Consider the following 18,751-nt stretch of genomic DNA (forward strand, 5'->3'; position numbering starts at 1 on the left):
TTCTCTTCCAGAGAGGATTTGTGACGCTTCACCGTGGGGGGCTCCGGCATGGGGCTGAGATTCTGCTGGTGTGACCCTTAAAAGTCATGCGGCGCAGTGACCCATTGAACCTGATCCAGTTCATACTGGCGGAGGGATGGTGGTCGCTGTCTGCCCGACGCATGTCCATGCACAACGCAGCCAGCAGCTTGAACCTTTCCTGTCAGAGCTGAGATCTCATTGCTTGCAGGCGAGGAGTCTCTCATCATGGCACACAGACAACCCCCGGCCATTCCGGCCCCAGCGTCTGTCAGACCATACTGCCCCACACCCCGGGAAACGCCTGCGTCTCCCGTCTTCCGTTCGCGATATCGCAGCCTTCTGCCCGTCCTAATCGGCACGACGGTCTGTTTTTCGGTGGCGCGTGCCGCCGATACACCGGCTACGACCAAACCGCCGGTCCAGCAGACCGCAGCTCCGGCGCAGGCTGTCAGGCCGCCTAGGGCCGAGCACATCATCGTGCACCGTATTGCGGACAGCGCTCCCGGCAACCAGCCGGGGGGCGGACTGATCCATCTGCAGGACGGGGTGAAATCCGTCAGTACGGTCAGCCAGGATTTCATTTCAAAACAGGCCCCGATGGCAACGGCGTTCCAGCTTGCCTCCATGCTGCCCGGCGCCAATGTCGCCTCGTCCGATCCGATGGGCTTTTCTCCGAATACGAACATCACTGTCCGAGGTCTCGATAACAGCGCCATCGGCTATGTCCTTGAAGGCATGCCGCTGAATGACGTGGCCTATTATTCCGGTACACCCAGCCAGTTCGCGGACAGTGAGAACTATCAGGAAATCGCCCTGGCGCAGGGATCGGCCGATCTGGACAGCCCCGTTCTGAACGCGGCCGGCGGACTGATGAACCTGACATTCCGCGATCCCGCCAAAAAGGCCGGTGGCGATGCGAGTGTGTCCTATGGGTCCTACAACACCAACCGCGAATTCATCCGCCTCGATACCGGCGACATCGCCCATACCGGCATCCGTGGCTTCGTGTCCTATTCCCATGGCGCAACCGACAACTGGCGGGGCCCCGGACGCGACGAGAAACAGCACGTCGATTTCAAGTTCCTCAAGGAATGGGGACAGGGCAACCGCGCCAGTCTTTTAGGGTCCTTCAACACGACCATCACAAGCTGGTATCCCGAACCCACGATGGACAGCTGGAAATCGGACGGGATCAAAGGGCAGAACAACCTTCTGGCCCGCTATGACAGCAGCAATCCCGAAAACGGGGCGAATTACTGGCGCCTGTGGCGGGACGGAGAACGCACGCTTTATGGCGGGGCGCCCGTTCATCTGACGCTGACAGACCGCCTGTCCCTGGACGTCACGCCTTACGCCCAGTTCGCCTATGGCAACTGGCCGGGCGGAAGCACGATGTCCACTTCCGGCCTCTATCAGGGCACACAGGCCCTGTCCGACACGCTGAACCTGCCCGGCGCGCAGGATGGCGTCGGCGTGGTGCGGGCTGACTATACCCAGCGCAGCTACCGCTCCGGCTTTACCAGCGCCCTGCATTACAGGACCGGCTGGAACGATTTCGTCCTCGGTTACTGGTACGATTATGGCGATGACAACGAGCAGCAGCCGTTCACCGCGGTCCAGACCAACGGATATGCGCCGGACATCTGGGCGGAAAACGGCAAGGACGTGATCCGCCTGTCAAACGGCGAGCGGCTTCTGGGGGGCAGTTTCCACACCATTTCGCAGACCAACGCCCTGTTCGTCGGCGATCACATGTCCCTGCTGCACGACCATCTGGCCATTGATCTGGGTTTCAAGGCCGTCATGATGAGCCGTGACGGCACGAACAGTCTGCCGGGCCCGCAGTATCATGTGGCGTCCAACAGCATGGAACCCCTGCCCCGTCTGGGCGTGCGCTGGCGGATTGACGGCGAGAACCAGCTTTTCTTCAACGCCACGACCAATTTCCGTGCGCCAGATCAGACCGCGCTTTACAACACCTATGATCCCTCATCAGGCGAGATGTACGGAACCGGCTCCACGGATGTCCGCAACGAATATTCCATTTCCGAAGAACTGGGGTATCGCCGGACAGGACGCTGGATCATCGGCAGCCTGACGTTGTTCAATTACAACTTTACCAACCGCCAGATCTCCACGCAGGCCGTGCAGAACGGCTCCATTGTCAGCACGACCATGAATGCCGGCGGCCAGACGTCACGCGGCGTGGACGTGGAAATCGGCCTGCGCCCCTGGCACCATTTCAGCCCCTATGTTTCGGGTGAGTACCTGCATGCCACCATCGACAACGACCTGATGTCCGGCGGGGACCTTCTGCGGACCCGTGGCAAAATCGCTGTCCGTAGTCCGACCCTGCAGGCTGCGGCCGGGCTGAGCTACGATGACGGACATATCTTTGGCGTCGCCACCGTGCATTACACCGGCCACCAGTACTCGACCTTCATGAATGACGAGCGCGTCTCGGATCATACGACAGGTGATCTCGCCATCGGCTACCGCTTTTCGGATCACGTCCATCTGCATCAGCCGACCCTGCGGATGAACTTCATCAACATCACGAACGAGCACTATCTTTCCGGCGTGGCGAGCCCCACCCTGAACGCCAAGGACACGACCGGTGTCTATGGCACGACCATCGCCGGCAGCGCCCCGAGCTATTATATCGGTGGCGGGTTCGCGGCCCTGTTCACTGCCTCCACGGGATTCTGAGCATGGCAGAGGCATCCGGACAGTTCGGCGTCAACGGTCCCGAAAACAGGCGGGACTGGCCAGCACTGTCGGATACCGAAGCCTGCGAGGTCCTGTCTCACTTCCCGCTCCCCTCCCCCGCCCGGAACGTCATCTGGCACGGACGGCGCCCGTTTTCCTCAACGGGCGTTGTCGCGCTGGCAGATGGGAGCCAGGTTTTCGTCAAACGTCATGACCATTGCCTGCGCGATGCCGCAGCTCTGGGGGAAGAACACCGCTTCATCATGCATCTGGCCGAACAGGGCGTCCCGGTCGGCCAGACATGGCGCACGAAAGCCGGCCAGGCCGCCCTCGATCTCGATGGGTCAGCATACGAAGTCTTTTCCATCATGCCCGGCCATGATCTGTACGAAACCGTGCAGTCCTGGGAGCCGTTCCACAACATCAAACACGCCTTTTCGGGCGGCCTGCATCTGGGGCGGCTTCACGAAGCGGCCAGAAGTTTCGATGCCCCTGCCCGCCCTTCCCGACGCCCGCTGCTCTCCACGTTCGAAGTCATCACATCCCCCGACCTGATGACCGGGCTTGAGCGCTGGATTCCACAACAGGCCGGCCTGACAGAAGCCCTGACCCGCCATCCCTGGCGTGAGGATGTCCCCGCCGCCCTGCTACCGTTTCATGAAAGACTGAAACCCCATCTCGGCAAAATCCAGTCCCGCTGGGGCCATGGTGACTGGCATCCGTCCAACCTGTTCTGGACCGGTACGGGCGCCGATGCGCAGGTCTGTGGCATTCTCGATTTCGGCATGTCGGACCGGACCTGCGCCGCCTATGATCTTGCGGTCGCCATCGAACGCACTGCCATCGCGTGGCTCGAACCCCAGAACGACTGCCCCGTCATTCACGAACGGCTCGAAGCCTTCCTGTCCGGCTATCTGGCGCAATATGCACTCTCCCGCGAAGAACGTCGTCTGGTGCCCCTCTTCCTGCCCCTCGTTCACGTCGAATATGCCCTGTCCGAGGTCGCCTATTACGAGACGCTGGTCCATGACCGGGCTGGCGTAAAAGCAGCCTATACGGACTATCTTCTGGGCCACGCACACTGGTTCGCCTCGCCCTCCGGACAGCAGTTTCTGCGCTGGCTGACACGGATCCTTCAGGCCCCCTCATGTCCCTGATCGAAATTCTGGGCGCAGTCCTCAGCGCACTCGCCGTCTGGCTGACATCGCGACGCAGCATGATCTGCTGGCCCGTCTCGCTGGCGGCTGCGGGGCTTTACTGCTGGGTATTCCTCAAAGCGCGGCTCTATGCCGATGCAGGGCTTCAGATCGCTTTCAGCCTCTACGTCATCTATGGATGGCGGCACTGGCGCCGGATGGAAAAACCGGATGGAAGGATCCGCGTCCGCCGCCCGTCACGCCGCACGCTTCTGAACGGACTGCTCTGCGGCGCGGCGGGAAGCGCAGTCTGGGCCTTCGTCCTCGCCCGTTTCACCAACGATCCCATGCCCGTCACGGATGCCACCCTCACCGCCTACAGCATCCTCGCCCAGTGCTGGGACACCATGCGCTATCGCGAGACCTGGTCCCTGTGGATCGTGGTTGACAGCGCCTATGTCGCCCTGTTCATCAGCCGCGGCCTTTACCCGACGGCGGTGCTGTATGCCGGCTTCGTCCTGCTCGCGGTCAACGGATACCGCCTGTGGAAGCCCGATCCGTCAACCGCCCCTTAATCCTCCATCGGAGGATTGCGCAGTGTCACTGCACGCCTGCTCCCGTGCCGGATCGAGATATCAAACAGGAGCATCACCTTCGCGGCATGACGCGACCAGCAGGTCCCGTTTGCACTCTTCTTCCCCGACATGGCCTACAGAAAACATACATGTTTCCAGCTTGAAACATGTTGTCCTGCCCAGACATCATACCGTACGATCCCCATGCTATGATCAGAAGATGATCCGCATGCCTCATCTCCTCATTGTCGATGACGATCAGGACATCCTGACGCTTCTGACCAGCTTTCTGCAAAGACACAACTATCGCGTCTCCGTGGCCGAAGACGGTGAGGCCATGTTCGGGATTCTCCGGACGCAGAGCATCAATCTCGTCATTCTCGACATCATGCTCCGTAACGAAGACGGCTTCAGCCTGTGCAGAAGACTCCGGGCCTCCTCGAAAATCCCGGTCATCATGCTGTCCGCCATGGCCGACCATACCGATCGCGTGGTGGGACTGGAAATCGGCGCCGATGACTACCTGACCAAACCGTTCGACCAGCGCGAGCTTCTGGCGCGCGTCAAGGCCGTCCTCAGACGTACTGCGGAACCCGCCCCGGCGACAGGTAGCACCCCCACGCGTCCTGTACTGAAATTCGGGGACTGGCAGCTCGACGTTGCCCGCCGGGAACTCCGCTCGGCCGATGATTCACTCGTCCTGCTGTCCAGTGGCGAATTCGATCTCCTGCTGTCATTCGTCGAGCATCCCGGGCGCGTCCTGACCCGCGACCAGCTTATGGACATGGCCCGCGGCCCGGACCACGCAGCCTTCGACCGCAGTATCGACGTTCAGGTCAGCCGCCTGCGGCACAAGCTGGAAAACGATCCCAAGAATCCCACCCTGATCCGCACGGTCCGCAACGGTGGCTATATTTTTGAGACGACGGTGACCCGCCTGTGAAACGTCCGTTCTTCCTGGAAGACACGATCGCAAGGCGCCTCGTTGTCACAGTCACACTCGCAGCAGCCGTTACACTCATTCTGCTGGAACTGTTTTTCACCTTTGGCGGAAAATGGGCGAAACCAGACATTCAGGAAGCCGGCGTGGTCAGTCAGGTCGGCGCGGTCATCCGGATCGTTGGCGCAGCCCCCGCCGCAGACCGCGAACACCTGGCCCAGGCCGCCAATACCGATGAGGTCCATTTCGCCTGGTACGCACCTGGCTCCCCGCAGGCACAGGTCCTCCAGAACGGACATTACAGCCCTCACGCCGTTTCCGAAGGCTGGCGCTTCCTCCGCCCCTATCTCCGGCAGCATCCGGAGCGTATGGTCGTTTTCCAGGAAAACAATCCCGTCTCCCGTACTGCTGGTCTTCCATACGACAGGTCCCGTTTTGACGATGCCTATTTCGCCGGTCTCCAGCTGGACGATGGAAGCTGGATCCTGTGCGTCGCGCTGCAACGGTTCTGGGGCCTGTATGCGTTCGAACGCTTCTGCCTCCAGTTCCTGATGTTCAGCCTGTGGGTCATCGCCGTCTCCCTCATCGCCTCCCGCCAGCTTTCCCGCCCGATCGAACATCTTGCCGACGGTGTGCGCAGCCTCGGGCTCCAGCCCCGTTCCGCCCGGCTGGAACAGGACGGCCCGCGCGAGATCCGGCTGGTCGCGGAGACCATCAACGGCATGCAGGCCCAGATCCAGCAGTTCATCGAATATCGCACGACCATGCTGGCCGCCATTTCGCATGATCTGCGCACTCCCCTGACGCGCATCCGTCTGCGCGGTGAATTCATCGACTGTCCCGAGCAGCAGAAAAACCTGTTCCGTGATGTGGACGAAATGCAGGCCATGATCGATGGCGCCCTGTCCTTCTTCCGCAACGACGCTTCGCGCGAAGACAGCATCATGTTCGACCTGCCCGGGCTTTTGCAGACCATCGCGAACGACTACTGCGACCAGGGCTTTCCCGTGGAATATCACGGCCCGGCGAAAGCGGGCTATGTCGGCCAGCTCTATGCCATGAAACGCGTTTTTTCCAATCTGGTTGAAAACGCCATCAAATACGCAACGCCGCCAACCGTTACCCTGGAGACGCAGGACGATGGTAGTTACATGGTCTTCATCCGCGATAACGGCCCCGGTATTCCTGAAAATTCCTTATCCGAAGTTTTCGAGCCCTATTTCCGGCTCGACAAATCCCGCAACCGCCAGACGGGCGGCGTCGGTCTGGGGCTGACCTCTGCACAGACCATCGTCCGGTCCAATGGCGGCGACATCACCATGGTCAATCGCCCTGAAGGAGGTCTCGAAGTCCGGATCCATCTCCCGAAAATTCGATAAAAATCACCATGTTTCAGAACTGGCATATTTGAGACACACGCCGGAAAAAGACCATCCGTACAGTGGCTCCAACACGCAGCGCCTCACATGAACCGGGGCGTCGCAATTTCCGGACCAACCCTCTTTTTCGGAAAAGAGCCACCTTCATGACCTCTTCGTCGCCCGACGCCCGGCCGTACAGGCCTTCCCGCAGCCTGCCGATCACACCGATGCTGATCTCCTGCGCCTTCATCTTCTCCCTGACGGGGTGCGCTGGCCAGAAAACCACCCAGACGGGGTTCATCCCCAAAGAGACTTACGGTCAGATGACCCATCAGAAGGGTCATACGGACGATCTGGTTTATGTCTCCCCCACAATCGACACCACGAAATACCGCTTTATCGTCATCGATCCCGTCGTCTGGCACCCTGTGGCAAAGGCCCCGAAGCTGAACCCGAAGGCGGAAGCCCGGATGACCGCCGCGTTCCACGAGGCACTGGCCAAGGCTCTGGCGCACGACTTCCAGGTGGTGACGCCGGAGGAATGCAGCACGACCTGCGAGAACACGATCCGGGTCCGTGCGGCCATTACCAATATCCGCCGCAGCAAATGGTACTATAACGCCATTCCCGTCGTCGCCGGATTTGCTGCCGGCGCGGCAGGTGGAGGCATGCCCCCGATCCCACCGCCCTTCCCCGGCGGTGCCAGCGAAGAACTTGTTGCCGCAGATGCCGCAACGGGAGAAACCCTGATGGCGGTTGCGACTTATAATAACGGGATGCCCTGGAACGCACTGGGTCAGTGGCTTCCCTACGCTCATGCAAAGCGGGCTTTCCGCCTTGCTTCCGAACTGATGGACGAAGAGTTCCACAAGATCAAAAAGAACGAGACGACACAGCTCGCCTCCCGAAAACCATCGTAACCCTTCCAGACAACAGGAGTATCGATCAATGGACCGGCTAAGACTCCAGATCCGCAAAAACTGGCCTCTTCTGGGTCTCGTCGTGAACCGGTCGATCCTCAATGCGCTCGAGGTTTATCTTCCGCTTACGATCCAGCTTGTGGCCAGTCGGGCCGAGCGGAAGACACGCCTCCCCTAAACCGGTCCGTTCCAAGATTAATGGAGAAAAATTGACGTAGTTAACATACCCGGCATGGTAGATTAAGTGTTTCGGATTACACTCGCAATACAGTCCCCTTCGGACGTGATAAAGTCCCACGGTCAGATTTTGACTGGCGCCCACTTTCTCCGCCGTGCAGATCAGCATATCTTTCCCATTCTTCACTGCTGATTTCACATTCATGGAAAGCCACGCCTTCAATGCCAGACCTTTTCCAGAACGGTTCACAGGACAACACCCGGTCCGTTCTGGTTGCCCTGCTGGCGAGCGGCATTGTCATCAGCGCCATCTGGATCCTCAAGCCGTTCCTTCCCGCCACAATCTGGGCCGTCACGATTGCGGTGACGACCTGGCCCATGCTGCGACGGCTTCAGGCCCTTGTCGGGAACAGCCGACGGGTGGCCGTTTCCCTCACCATCCTGATTGCGATGCTGGTGTTCATCCTGCCACTGTGGCTCGCCATCACGACGGTTTCGAGCCATTTCGGCGATATTATCGCGCTGGTTTCCTCGTCTTCCACGCTCCATATTCCGGATGAGCCGCCATGGCTGGGCCGACTTCCCCTGGTTGGCCCGCATGTCGCGCCAGTCTGGGACCGCGTGCAGCACATGCAGTTCCCCGAAATGGTCCGGCAGGTCATTCCGGCTCCGGAAACCCTCATCCACACATTTCTGGCCTATGCGGGCAGTTTCAGCATTCTGGCCCTCCAGTTCATCCTCACGCTGGTCATTCTCGGCGTGCTCCTCATGCGCGCGGAGTCAGCGATCGCCGTTGCGGACACGCTCGTCACCATTCTGGCGGGCAATCGCGGCAAGGAAATGCTTCAGCTTGCCGCCTATACGATCCGGGGGGTCGCCTTTGGCGTGACTGTTACCGCGGTCGTTGAGTCCGCCGTGGCCGGCATCGGGCTGAAACTCGCCGGTGCGCCCTGGGTCAGTATCCTGACCGCCGTGACATTCATGGTTTGCCTGCTTCAGGCCGGACCGGGTGTCACCCTGATCCCGGCTGTGATCTGGGTCTATTTCGACCGTGGTCTCGCACCCGCAGCGCTTCTGCTCGTCGTCACCATCATCACGATCATCATCGATAACGTCCTGCGCCCGTTCCTGATCCGCAAGCAGGCCGATATCCCGCTCATTCTCATCATGCTTGGCGTGATTGGCGGTCTCGGCGGACTGGGACTGGTCGGGATCTTCATCGGCCCCCTGATCCTGTCCGTGGCCTATACGCTGACCAAAAGCTGGATCAGTGATTCCCGCCAGACAACCCCATCCGTTTCAACGCCTCTGGACTCCTGAACACTCATTCCGCCGCGACCGCGCCATAGGCCTGCCGGATACGGCGAGCCTGATGAATAAAATACAGCTTGGCCCCCGTCATCCGGACCGAGCGGAAGACGAGATAAAGCGGCGCCGTCAGGGCCGTGCGGGAAGAGAGCGGGATATAGACCACCTGCCCCGCGTGATGCTGCTGCATGGACTGGGGCACCAGTGAAATGCCCAATCCTCCTGCCACGAGGTTCAGGGCTGCCAGAAGCTGCGGGCCTTTCTGGCGAATGCGAGGCGTAAATCCTGCGCCCAGACAGGCATCGACGATCGTCTTGTACAGACCGTTATTGTACTGGCTCTGATACAGGATGAAGTCCTCGTCCTCGAGTTCCGCCAGCTTCAGGCCTCCCGCAGGCGCCTCTTTCGCAAGACGATGGCTCTTCGGCACAGCCACCACCATCGGCTCTTCCACAATCAGTTCGACCACCACATCCGACACATAGGGAATGGACGTCCGGACAAAAGCGACATCCACGGTATCTTCCCGCAACGCGCCCAGAAGCTGGCTGGAATTGCCTTCCGTCAGTGTCAGCCCCACATCCGGCCAGGTTTCGCGGAACTTCCCGAGCATGTCCGGCAGACTGGGATGACACAGCGCGGAGTTTGTGAACCCGATCGACAGTTCTCCGGCCTCACCGCGTACGATCCGCCGGACGTCCTCGACTGTCGCATCCATACGCTCGATGACATCGTAAGCACCCTTAAGCATGCTGCGCCCTGCCGGGGTCAGACGCATACCGCGGGCATGACGTTCAAAAAGCTGGACACCGAGCTCCTGCTCCATACCCTTGAGCAGCCGGGTCAAAGGCGGCTGCTGGATCCCGAGACGCTCGGCGGCACGGGTCAGATTACGTTCCTCGGCGATGGCGATGACGGCATGGAGATGTCGGAGTTCGATCATTCCATACCTTTAAGGTATGATGAAACCCTGTTGCAAACATTGGTTCATACACGAAACTTCTTTAAGGTCCGCCGCGTCACAGACCCATCCTTTGACCGAACAGGAACGCGCCATGACCAAGACCATTCCCGCCACGCTCATCGCCGGTGACGGAATTGGCCCGGAAATCATGCAGTCGGTCACGACCGTCATGGATGCCCTCGGCGCCCCCTTCCTCTGGGATCACCAGAGCGCAGGCGTAGGCGCATTCGACCAGCACGGTACGGCCCTGCCCGAGGCTACACTCGACAGCATCCGCCGCACAGGCCTCGTGCTGAAAGGGCCGCTGACCACGCCTGTGGGCAAGGGATTCCGCTCCATCAACGTCACACTACGTCAGGCCTTCGACCTGTACGCCAATGTCCGCCCGACCCAGACGATCGTCCCCGGCGGGCGGTATGAAAACGTCGATCTGGTCGTGATCCGCGAGAACATCGAAGGGCTGTATGCCGCGATGGAGCATTACATGGCCGTGGATGGAGACCCGGAAGCCGTAGCTTACGGCGCCGGGTTCAATACCCGCGCCGAATGCAACCGGATCGTCCGTTTCGCCTTCGAATATGCAGTAAAGAACAACCGCAAGAAGGTGACGCTCGTCCACAAGGCGAACATCCTGAAAATCCTCAGCGGCCTGTTCCTGCATGAAGGCCGCAAGGTTGCCGCGGAATATGAAGGCCGCGTGGCGCTTGAAGAGCGGATCGTTGACGCCTGCGCGATGGAGCTTGTGATCCGTCCGGAGAACTACGATGTCATCGTCACGACCAATCTGTTCGGCGATATCCTGTCCGATCTGACGGCAGGTCTCGTCGGGGGCCTGGGTATGGCGCCGGGCGCGAATATCGGCGAGAAAATGGGAATCTTCGAGGCCGTACATGGCTCCGCGCCCGACATCGCCGGACAGGGCATCGCCAATCCGCTGGCGCTGATGATGGCGGGCAGCATGATGCTGGCGCATGTCGGACGGCAGGACCTGTCCCAGCGACTGGACGGCGCGATGAGGCAGATCCTTCAGGTCGAAGGCCTCCGCACCCGCGATCTGGGCGGCAAGGCCACCACGCAGGACGTCACGCAGGCCCTTCTGCGCGCCATTCAGTAATCTTCTGACAGCCCTCCAAGGAACATTCCCATCATGAAGCAGGTTGGACACGACCTTCTGGACTGCCAGCGCGACCTCTCGATCGAGGGGCGCTCCTATCGCTATTTCTCCCTGCCTGTCGCGGCTGAAAAGCTGGGCGACATTTCGCGCCTGCCCGTCAGCCTGAAGGTTCTGCTCGAAAACGTCCTGCGCTTTACGGATGGTTCGACCTATCGCGTCGAAGACGCGCAGGCGATCGTTGACTGGACGAAAGCCGCCCACTCCACGCAGGAAGTGCCGTTCAAGCCCGCCCGCATCCTGATGCAGGATTTCACCGGCGTCCCGGCCGTCGTCGATCTGGCGGCCATGCGCGACGGTATTGTCTCGCTCGGCGGTGACCCGCAGAAAGTCAATCCGCTCGTCCCCGTCGATCTGGTGATCGACCATTCCGTCATGGTGGACGTCGCCGGACGCAAGGACGCACTCCAGCAGAACGTCTCGCTGGAATTCGAGCGCAATGGTGAGCGTTACGCGTTCCTGCGCTGGGGTCAGGAAGCGTTCGACCAGTTCCGCGTCGTACCGCCGGGTGCTGGCATCTGCCATCAGGTCAATCTGGAATATCTGTCCCAGGTCGTCTGGACGGGAACGGTTGGTGACGTCACCTATGCCTATCCGGACACGCTGTATGGTACGGATTCCCACACGACCATGGTCAATGGTCTGGGCGTTCTGGGCTGGGGCGTTGGCGGGATCGAGGCCGAAGCCGCCATGCTCGGACAGCCGATTTCCATGCTTATCCCCGATGTCGTGGGTTTCAGGATGGAAGGACGTCTGCCGGAAGGCACGACCGCGACCGATCTGGTGCTGACGGTTACGCAGATGCTGCGTGCCAAGGGCGTGGTCGGCAAGTTCGTGGAGTTCTTTGGCCCGGCGCTGGATCATCTTCCGGTCGCGGACCGCGCCACCATCGCCAACATGGCGCCGGAATATGGCGCGACCTGCGGCTTCTTCCCCGTGGACGCGCTGGCGCTCGACTATCTGCGCCAGACCGGCCGTGACGAGCATCGCATTGCGCTGACGGAAGCCTGGCTGCGCGCGCAGGGCATGTTCCGCGATGCCTCCACGCCGGAGCCGGTATTCTCGGACGTTCTGACGCTGGATCTGAATACGGTCACGCCCTGCATTTCCGGCCCCAAGCGCCCGCAGGACCGGATCGAACTCTCCGCCGCCACCCCGGCCTTCGAAAAGGCCCTGACGGAAGCGCTCGGCGTTAAGCCAGACGACATCCACAAGACCGCCCCTGTCGCTGGCACGGATTATGCGATCGGGCATGGCTCCATCGTCATCGCCGCCATCACGTCCTGCACCAACACGTCCAACCCGGCCGTTCTGGTCGCGGCTGGACTGGTCGCGCGCAAGGCAAGAGCGCTCGGCCTGATGCCGAAGCCCTGGGTCAAGACGTCCCTCGCACCGGGATCGCAGGTCGTGACGGATTATCTGGATCGGGCCGGTCTGAGCGCTGATCTGGACGCGCTGGGTTTCGAGACGGTCGGCTATGGCTGCACGACCTGCATCGGCAATTCCGGACCGCTGGCGAAAGAGCTGGTAGACGCCATTGAAGGCAATGCTCTGGTGGCAACATCGGTCCTGTCCGGCAACCGGAACTTCGAAGGGCGAATTTCGCCCAATGTCCGCGCCAACTATCTCGCAAGCCCGCCTCTGGTCGTCGCCTATGCGCTGCTGGGAACGATGCGCGAGGACATCACGACGGCCGTTCTGGGACATGCACCCGACGGCACACCGGTCCATCTGCGCGATATCTGGCCGAGCAACCACGAAATCGCGGAGCTTGTCGGCTCCGCCGTGACGCGCGAAGCCTTCGTCGAGCGTTACAGCCACATCACGGAAGGCACCAAGGAATGGCAGGCTCTGGCCTCTGCCGGGACTTCGGCCACCTATGACTGGCAGCCGGGCTCGACCTATGTGCAGAACCCGCCCTATTTCGACGGGCTGACGGCTGAACCCGCACCCACGAAAGACATTTCCGGCGCGCGGATTCTGGCGCTGCTAGGCGACAACATCACGACCGACCACATCTCCCCCGCTGGTGCGATCGCGGCCTCTTCGCCTGCGGGCGTGTATCTGCAGGAGCATCAGGTCGCGGTGAAGGATTTCAATTCCTACGGCTCACGGCGCGGCAATGACCGCGTCATGGTCCGGGGCACTTTCGCCAATATTCGTATCCGCAACGAGATGGCGCCGGGAACTGAAGGCGGCGTCACGCTACATCAGCCGAATGGCGCGAAAATGTCCATCTATGATGCCGCCAGCCGCTACGCTCAGGACGGTGTGCCGCTCGTCGTGTTCGGCGGCAAGGAATACGGGATGGGCTCGTCCCGTGACTGGGCCGCGAAGGGGACGCGCCTGCTGGGCATCAAGGCCGTGATTGCCGAGAGCTTCGAGCGCATCCACCGTTCCAATCTCGTCGGCATGGGCGTTCTGCCCCTGACCTTCGAGCCGGGCACCACCCGGAAAACGCTGGGTCTGGACGGGACGGAGACGATTGCCATTCACGGCATCGAAACCCTCACGCCACGCGCGACCCTGACCATGACGATCACCCGTCAGGACGGCAGCACGCAGGACGTGCCGCTGCTGTGCCGTGTCGATACGGTCGATGAGGCGGAGTATTACCGCAACGGCGGCATCCTCCCCTATGTGCTTCGCGGAATGGCTTCAGCGAACTGAGAAATGGCGGGGCTTCGGCCCCGCCATTTTAATGATGGGCGATGCCGTAAGACACGATGGCGCAGGTTGCTCCCACGACGAAGCAAACCAAGAAGAGATAGGTTTTGGTCATCGGTCAGGCCCTTCGGCTGAGCGCCAGCTTGAGGCTGAACGCCAGAAAAATACTGCCCGTCAGTCTGTCCATGCGCCGCACAACCGTCGTGCTTGACAGGAACCGTCCGAGCGGCACCGTCAGTATAACGAGTAGCGCCAGCCACGAGAATGACAGCAGCGCCTGAATGGCCGTCAGCAGGAGCGAAAACTCCTTTACATTCACATGCGGCGGAATGAACTGCGGCATGAACGTCATGTAGAAAATGCCGACCTTGGGGTTAAGCAGATTCGTCAGCAATCCACGCCGGAAGGCTGCACGGGCATCGGCCTGCACCGGCACCGCATCCGCTGTCCCCAGGGACGTCCGGGGATGCAGGATCAATCCGATCCCAAACCAGGCGAGATAGAGCGCCCCAGCCCATTTGACGACCGTGAACGCCGTCTCGGACGCTGCCAGCAGGGCCGTTAGCCCGAAGGCCGCTGCAAGTCCCCAGATTCCCAGTCCGAGGCAGATCCCCGTAACGGCCGCCAGACCGGCCTTCCAGCCGGACGTCGTGGCCGTTCGCAGTGTCATGGCCGTATCGAGGCCCGGCGTGACGGTAAAAACAGCCGCCGCGGCAGCAAACGTCAGAAGGGGGATCAGATAAGGATGCATGCGCGAGACCTACACCGCCTCCCCAAAACCCCCAATCCTTCTTTTCTCAGTTCGCCTTCGCCGCCACCGGCAGACGGATCAGATAATCGAATGCGGACAGAGAAGCCTTCGCCCCTTCGCCCATTGCAATGACGATCTGCTTGTATGGCACGGTCGTCGCATCACCTGCCGCGAACACACCGGGGACGGATGTTGCGCAGTGATCGTTGATGACGATCTCGCCATACGGGCTGAGCTTCAGCGTCCCCTTCAGCCATTCCGTATTGGGCAGCAGACCGATCTGCACGAACACGCCATCCGTCTTGAGCTGGTGCAGGCCGCCGTCCCCGTCACTATAGGTCAGGCCGGTCACTTCCTTACCGTCACCCTCAATCTTCGTGGTCAGGGCATTGGTCAGGACCGTGACATTCGACAGGCTCAGCAGCCGATCCTGAAGCACCTTGTCCGCCTTCAGATGCGCGCCGCGCTGAAGCAGGGTGACATGCGAGACGATGCCAGCAAGGTCGATCGCCGCTTCCACGCCGCTATTGCCGCCACCTGTCACGACAACGGGACGCCCCTTGTAGAACGGGCCGTCACAATGCGGGCAGTACGCCACACCCTTGGTACGGTACTCGTCCTCACCCGGCACACCCAGATGCCGCCAGCGCGCACCGGTCGCAATGATGACCGTCTTCGAGCGCAGGACCGCGCCACTTTCCAGCACGATCTGGTGCAGCCCGCCGGCCTGCTCCGCCGGGATCAGCTTTGCCGCCAGCTGCGAGGCAATGATCTGCACGTCATACTGCCGCACATGCGCTTCAAGTGCTGCGGAGAGTTTCGGACCATCCGTTTCCGGCACGGAAATGAAATTCTCGATCCCGGCCGTATCCATGACCTGACCGCCAAACCGCTCGGCCACGAGGCCCGTGCGCAGGCCCTTTCGTGCGGCATAGATCGCCGCCGCATCACCGGCCGGCCCCGCGCCGAGAACAAGCACGTCGAACGGTGCCATATCGTTCAGCTTCTCAGCCGAACGGGCCACGGAGGCCGTATCCAGCTTGGCCAGGATATCCGCTACTTCCATCCGACCGGACGCGAAAGGCTCACCGTTCAGATAGACCTGTGGGACCGAGCGGATGCCAAGGCGCTCCACCTCATCCTGAAAATCCGCGCCATCGATGGCCGTGTGATGGATCTTCGGATTCAGCACGCTCATGGCATTGAGCGCCTGCACCACATCCGGGCAGTTCTGGCAGGACTGGGAGAAATACGTCTCGAAATGGAAGTCCCCGTCCAGTGCGCGGATCTGCGCAACCACGTCCGCTTCGATCTTCGGCGGATGCCCACTGACCTGAAGCAGCGCCAGCACCAGCGATGTGAATTCGTGTCCCATCGGCAGACCGGCGAAACAGACCTGCACATCCGTGTGTGGTCGGCGGATCACGAAGGAGGGCGTGCGGGTGCCCTGCCCCTTGTCCGAAAACGTCACCTTGGGAGACAGGCTGGCGATGTCTTCCAGAAGGCCGCGCACCTCATTGGAGCGGTCATCCGTGCCAAGGGTCGCCTCAAGCACGACCGCATCACGCAGGTACTCCATATAGGCGCGCATCTGGGTTTTCAGGTCGTCCTGAAGCATTGTTTTTCTCCGGATTTCGGGACTGGAAAAATTTCGGGCCGGAAAACTGTCCGGCTCAGCCGCCCCCATCAGGGGGCGGAGGCTGGTGGAACCCGAAGGTCCCACCATCACCGGATCCGGTGCCGGATCAGATCTTGCCGACGAGGTCGAGGGACGGCTTCAGCGTCTCGCCGCCTTCCTTCCACTTGGCCGGGCAGACTTCACCCGGATGCGTGGCGACGTACTGGGCAGCCTGGATCTTCTCCAGCAGCTCGGTTGCGCTGCGGCCCACGCCACCGGCGGTGATCTCGATGTACTGGATCTTGCCTTCCGGATCGATCAGGAACGTACCGCGATCGGCCAGACCGGCTTCCTCGATCAGCACATCAAAATTGCGTGCGATCGCGCCCGTCGGATCGCCCAGCATGGTGTACTTGATCTTGCCGATGGCCGGGGAGGTGTCGTGCCAGGCCTTGTGCGTGAAATGCTTGTCCGTGGAGACGGAATAGATTTCCACGCCCAGCTTGTCGAAAGCGGCCTGGTTGTCAGCGAGATCTTCGAGTTCCGTCGGGCAGACGAACGTGAAGTCAGCCGGATAGAAGAAGAAGACGGACCACTTGCCGCGAACGTCGGAGTCCGTGACCGTGAGGAACTCACCGTTGCGGAAAGCATCGGTAGAGAAGGGCTTCAGCGGGGAGTTGATGCGAACCATCAGACTGTCTCCTGACCTTGGGTTGAAGTTGTGTTGCGGACTCTGTGTCCCACAGAAAGAGAGGGACAGGAAACAGTTCCTGTCAATATGACTGATCGCCAAAACCGAATTGACGAGATGAAGATATCAAGACTCCCGATCAGGAAGCGTGGAGCTTTTCCCTGAAGCCGGCCTGTCTCGACGCTATTTTTCCCTGACAGGCAGAACCGCACTTCCCCATTGGGATATTCGGTCATATCTATGGGACATGAGCTACGTCCCCCTTTCCGGCCTTTCCCTGCGCGATATCGAATATGTGGTTGCGGTCGATGATCTGCGCAACTTCTCCCGCGCGGCAGAACGCTGCGGCGTCAGCCAGGCCGGGCTGTCCGAACAGGTCCGCAAGCTCGAACAGCTTCTGGACGTGACGCTTTTCGAGCGCTCCCGGCGCCATGTCGCCCCGACGCCCGATGGTGAACGGCTCCTCGCGCTCGGGCGCGAGGTTCTGGCGGCAGCCCGCAACCTGCTCGAAGTCGCCCGCGCCCAGACCGGGCCGATGGAAGGCCCCCTGCGTCTCGGCGTCATTCCCACGCTCGGCCCCTATTACATCCCCGGCCTTCTGCCCCGCCTGCGGGAACATTATCCGTCCCTCAGCCTCCGCCTGCGCGAGAACATGACGGACACGCTTGTCCACGCCCTCCGCAACAGCGAACTGGATGTGGCGCTCATGGCTCTGCCCGCGCCGTCGGACGCGCTGGAATGTGCGCCCCTTTTCGAAGAGGCCTTCCTCGCCGTTTTCCCGAGCACACACGAACTGGCGCACAAGCCGAAACTCTCCCTGAGCCAGCTCGGCCGCCCGGACCTGCTTCTGCTTGAGGACGGGCACTGCCTGCGCGATCAGGCCCTCTCCATCTGTCCGACGGTTCCCCGGCAGGGCGAGCAGCGTCTGGCCAGCAGCCTTGAAATGCTGTGGTACATGATCGGCGCTGGCGAGGGCTTTTCCCTCATCCCGCAGATCGCACTGCGCAATCGTGCGGATTTCGAGGATCTGATCACTGTCCGCACCCTGCCCGAACCCGAAGCACGCCGCACGATCGGCCTGACCTGGCGCGCCTCCGACCCCCGCGCTCCGGTCTTCCGCGAGTTCGCAGCCTATCTGCGCAGCATCATTCCGGAAAACTGTCACGCCTGCAGTTGAGCAGCGCCACCGGGACAGCCTGCGGCTTAGGCTCAGACCATCATGATTGATGCGACCTATCTCCACACACACCGCACGGCTTCGAGCCTGCGGCTGCAAAAGGGGATCCGGGCCGCCTGATCGGATGGACAACCTTCCTGCTGCATAATGGATGCTGGGAGACCGGGGTTATGAAGCTGACTGGCTCAGGGACGCTCTGGAAGAAAAAGGCATAAAACCCTGTATTCCAGGACGGAGATCCCGCGGAGGACCTGTCAGATACGACAGGCGGAAATACAAACGCCGCAACCGTCATCTTCTGGATATGAGCCCTGAGCCTAGGTCACGTTGACAAAAGGTCTATACGATCTGCGTGAGATCTGATTCACTGTTGTCTTCAATGAAGGCAGTACAGTGGAGCAGGCATGGCACGAGGTGATCTGACGGATCAGGAATGGGCGATCATTGGTCCACTTCTGCCGGCTGAACGCGGACGTTGGGCGCGTCCGGCTGGAGACAATCGCCGGTTCCTCAATGGTATGCTGCATGTTCTGCGCACAGGTTGCCCCTGGCGAGACATGCATGA

At 61.0% G+C, this 18,751-nt stretch carries 16 protein-coding genes, 1 pseudogene and 1 riboswitch; of the genes and pseudogenes, 13 read left to right on the plus strand and 4 right to left on the minus strand.

What is annotated here, in order from left to right:
* Positions 1-24: 24 nt before the first annotated feature.
* Positions 25-154, plus strand: a riboswitch (TPP riboswitch).
* A 92-nt stretch (positions 155-246) separates the two neighbouring features.
* The 8 genes from KP701_RS14255 to KP701_RS14290 all read left to right on the plus strand — a co-directional run bounded on the left by KP701_RS14255 (position 247) and on the right by KP701_RS14290 (position 9,159).
* Positions 247-2,730 carry a TonB-dependent receptor gene (locus KP701_RS14255; protein ID WP_252345648.1) on the plus strand — a complete coding sequence of 828 codons (2,484 nt, stop codon included), beginning with the start codon at positions 247-249 and terminating at the stop codon, positions 2,728-2,730.
* 2 nt (positions 2,731-2,732) lie between these two features.
* A complete protein-coding gene (locus tag KP701_RS14260) occupies positions 2,733-3,887 on the plus strand; it encodes a phosphotransferase enzyme family protein (RefSeq protein WP_215747615.1) in 1,155 nt (384 codons plus the stop codon).
* Positions 3,878-4,441 carry a nicotinamide riboside transporter PnuC gene (pnuC, locus tag KP701_RS14265; protein ID WP_215747616.1) on the plus strand — a complete coding sequence of 188 codons (564 nt, stop codon included), beginning with the start codon at positions 3,878-3,880 and terminating at the stop codon, positions 4,439-4,441. The genes KP701_RS14260 and pnuC overlap by 10 nt, the downstream gene beginning before the upstream one ends.
* 220 nt (positions 4,442-4,661) lie before the next feature.
* Positions 4,662-5,384: a response regulator gene (locus KP701_RS14270; protein ID WP_215747617.1), complete on the plus strand. Its 723-nt coding sequence runs from the start codon at positions 4,662-4,664 to the stop codon at positions 5,382-5,384.
* Positions 5,381-6,760: an ATP-binding protein gene (locus KP701_RS14275; RefSeq protein WP_215747618.1), complete on the plus strand. Its 1,380-nt coding sequence runs from the start codon at positions 5,381-5,383 to the stop codon at positions 6,758-6,760. Before KP701_RS14270 ends, KP701_RS14275 begins: the two co-directional genes overlap by 4 nt.
* A 146-nt stretch (positions 6,761-6,906) precedes the next feature.
* On the plus strand, positions 6,907-7,662 hold the full coding sequence (locus tag KP701_RS14280; RefSeq protein WP_225198789.1) for a DUF3313 family protein: 756 nt from the start codon (positions 6,907-6,909) through the stop codon (positions 7,660-7,662).
* A 28-nt stretch (positions 7,663-7,690) separates the two neighbouring features.
* Positions 7,691-7,840 (plus strand): hypothetical protein, encoded by a 150-nt coding sequence (locus tag KP701_RS14285; protein WP_215747619.1) that lies wholly within the window; start codon positions 7,691-7,693, stop codon positions 7,838-7,840.
* Between the two features lie 221 nt (positions 7,841-8,061).
* Positions 8,062-9,159, plus strand: coding sequence for an AI-2E family transporter (locus tag KP701_RS14290; protein ID WP_215747620.1), 1,098 nt, complete (start codon positions 8,062-8,064; stop codon positions 9,157-9,159).
* Positions 9,160-9,163: 4 nt separating this feature from the next.
* Here the strand turns inward: KP701_RS14290 and KP701_RS14295 are convergent, their stop codons facing one another.
* Positions 9,164-10,090: a LysR family transcriptional regulator gene (locus KP701_RS14295; RefSeq protein WP_215747621.1), complete on the minus strand. Its 927-nt coding sequence runs from the start codon at positions 10,088-10,090 to the stop codon at positions 9,164-9,166.
* A 112-nt stretch (positions 10,091-10,202) separates the two neighbouring features.
* Here KP701_RS14295 and KP701_RS14300 point away from each other — a divergent pair, with 112 nt between their 5' ends.
* Together KP701_RS14300 and acnA are read left to right on the plus strand one after the other, a co-directional pair.
* Entirely contained in the window at positions 10,203-11,225 is a 1,023-nt protein-coding gene (locus KP701_RS14300) for an isocitrate/isopropylmalate dehydrogenase family protein (RefSeq protein WP_215747622.1), read from the plus strand.
* A gap of 33 nt (positions 11,226-11,258) precedes the next feature.
* On the plus strand, positions 11,259-13,952 hold the full coding sequence (acnA, locus tag KP701_RS14305; RefSeq protein ID WP_215747623.1) for an aconitate hydratase AcnA: 2,694 nt from the start codon (positions 11,259-11,261) through the stop codon (positions 13,950-13,952).
* Positions 13,953-14,067: 115 nt separating this feature from the next.
* On the opposite strand, the gene KP701_RS14310 is transcribed toward acnA, so the two are convergent.
* From KP701_RS14310 to ahpC, 3 genes are all read right to left on the minus strand, one after another.
* Positions 14,068-14,700: a LysE family translocator gene (locus tag KP701_RS14310; protein WP_215747624.1), complete on the minus strand. Its 633-nt coding sequence runs from the start codon at positions 14,698-14,700 to the stop codon at positions 14,068-14,070.
* 46 nt (positions 14,701-14,746) lie between these two features.
* Complete coding sequence (gene ahpF / locus KP701_RS14315; RefSeq protein WP_215747625.1) at positions 14,747-16,318, minus strand: alkyl hydroperoxide reductase subunit F; 1,572 nt, start codon at positions 16,316-16,318, stop codon at positions 14,747-14,749.
* Between the two features lie 127 nt (positions 16,319-16,445).
* Positions 16,446-17,009 (minus strand): alkyl hydroperoxide reductase subunit C, encoded by a 564-nt coding sequence (ahpC, locus tag KP701_RS14320; protein ID WP_215747626.1) that lies wholly within the window; start codon positions 17,007-17,009, stop codon positions 16,446-16,448.
* A gap of 247 nt (positions 17,010-17,256) precedes the next feature.
* Between ahpC and KP701_RS14325 the strand changes: the two genes are divergently transcribed.
* The 3 genes and pseudogenes from KP701_RS14325 to KP701_RS14335 all read left to right on the plus strand — a co-directional run.
* Positions 17,257-18,186 (plus strand): hydrogen peroxide-inducible genes activator, encoded by a 930-nt coding sequence (locus KP701_RS14325; RefSeq protein ID WP_215747627.1) that lies wholly within the window; start codon positions 17,257-17,259, stop codon positions 18,184-18,186.
* Between the two features lie 33 nt (positions 18,187-18,219).
* A pseudogene (locus tag KP701_RS14330) lies at positions 18,220-18,478 on the plus strand (IS5/IS1182 family transposase); the annotation flags it as partial.
* 112 nt (positions 18,479-18,590) lie between these two features.
* Positions 18,591-18,751 (plus strand): transposase (locus KP701_RS14335; RefSeq protein ID WP_215746908.1); only part of this gene is annotated, 161 nt, incomplete at its 3' end.

This window comes from Gluconobacter sp. P1C6_b, assembly GCF_018811945.1.
Taxonomy (GTDB): Bacteria; Pseudomonadota; Alphaproteobacteria; order Acetobacterales; family Acetobacteraceae; genus Gluconobacter.

Excerpts from the sequence above, each read along its gene's own strand:
- KP701_RS14255 (WP_252345648.1), top strand. The coding sequence starts at position 247 with ATGGCACACAGACAACCCCCGGCCATTCCGGCCCCAGCGTCTGTCAGA.
- KP701_RS14260 (WP_215747615.1), top strand. The coding sequence starts at position 2,733 with ATGGCAGAGGCATCCGGACAGTTCGGCGTCAACGGTCCCGAAAACAGG.
- pnuC (WP_215747616.1), top strand. The coding sequence starts at position 3,878 with ATGTCCCTGATCGAAATTCTGGGCGCAGTCCTCAGCGCACTCGCCGTC.
- KP701_RS14270 (WP_215747617.1), top strand. The coding sequence starts at position 4,662 with ATGATCCGCATGCCTCATCTCCTCATTGTCGATGACGATCAGGACATC.
- KP701_RS14280 (WP_225198789.1), top strand. The coding sequence starts at position 6,907 with ATGACCTCTTCGTCGCCCGACGCCCGGCCGTACAGGCCTTCCCGCAGC.
- KP701_RS14285 (WP_215747619.1), top strand. The coding sequence starts at position 7,691 with ATGGACCGGCTAAGACTCCAGATCCGCAAAAACTGGCCTCTTCTGGGT.
- KP701_RS14290 (WP_215747620.1), top strand. The coding sequence starts at position 8,062 with ATGCCAGACCTTTTCCAGAACGGTTCACAGGACAACACCCGGTCCGTT.
- KP701_RS14295 (WP_215747621.1), bottom strand. The coding sequence starts at position 10,090 with ATGATCGAACTCCGACATCTCCATGCCGTCATCGCCATCGCCGAGGAA.
- KP701_RS14300 (WP_215747622.1), top strand. The coding sequence starts at position 10,203 with ATGACCAAGACCATTCCCGCCACGCTCATCGCCGGTGACGGAATTGGC.
- acnA (WP_215747623.1), top strand. The coding sequence starts at position 11,259 with ATGAAGCAGGTTGGACACGACCTTCTGGACTGCCAGCGCGACCTCTCG.
- KP701_RS14310 (WP_215747624.1), bottom strand. The coding sequence starts at position 14,700 with ATGCATCCTTATCTGATCCCCCTTCTGACGTTTGCTGCCGCGGCGGCT.
- ahpF (WP_215747625.1), bottom strand. The coding sequence starts at position 16,318 with ATGCTTCAGGACGACCTGAAAACCCAGATGCGCGCCTATATGGAGTAC.
- ahpC (WP_215747626.1), bottom strand. The coding sequence starts at position 17,009 with ATGGTTCGCATCAACTCCCCGCTGAAGCCCTTCTCTACCGATGCTTTC.
- KP701_RS14325 (WP_215747627.1), top strand. The coding sequence starts at position 17,257 with ATGAGCTACGTCCCCCTTTCCGGCCTTTCCCTGCGCGATATCGAATAT.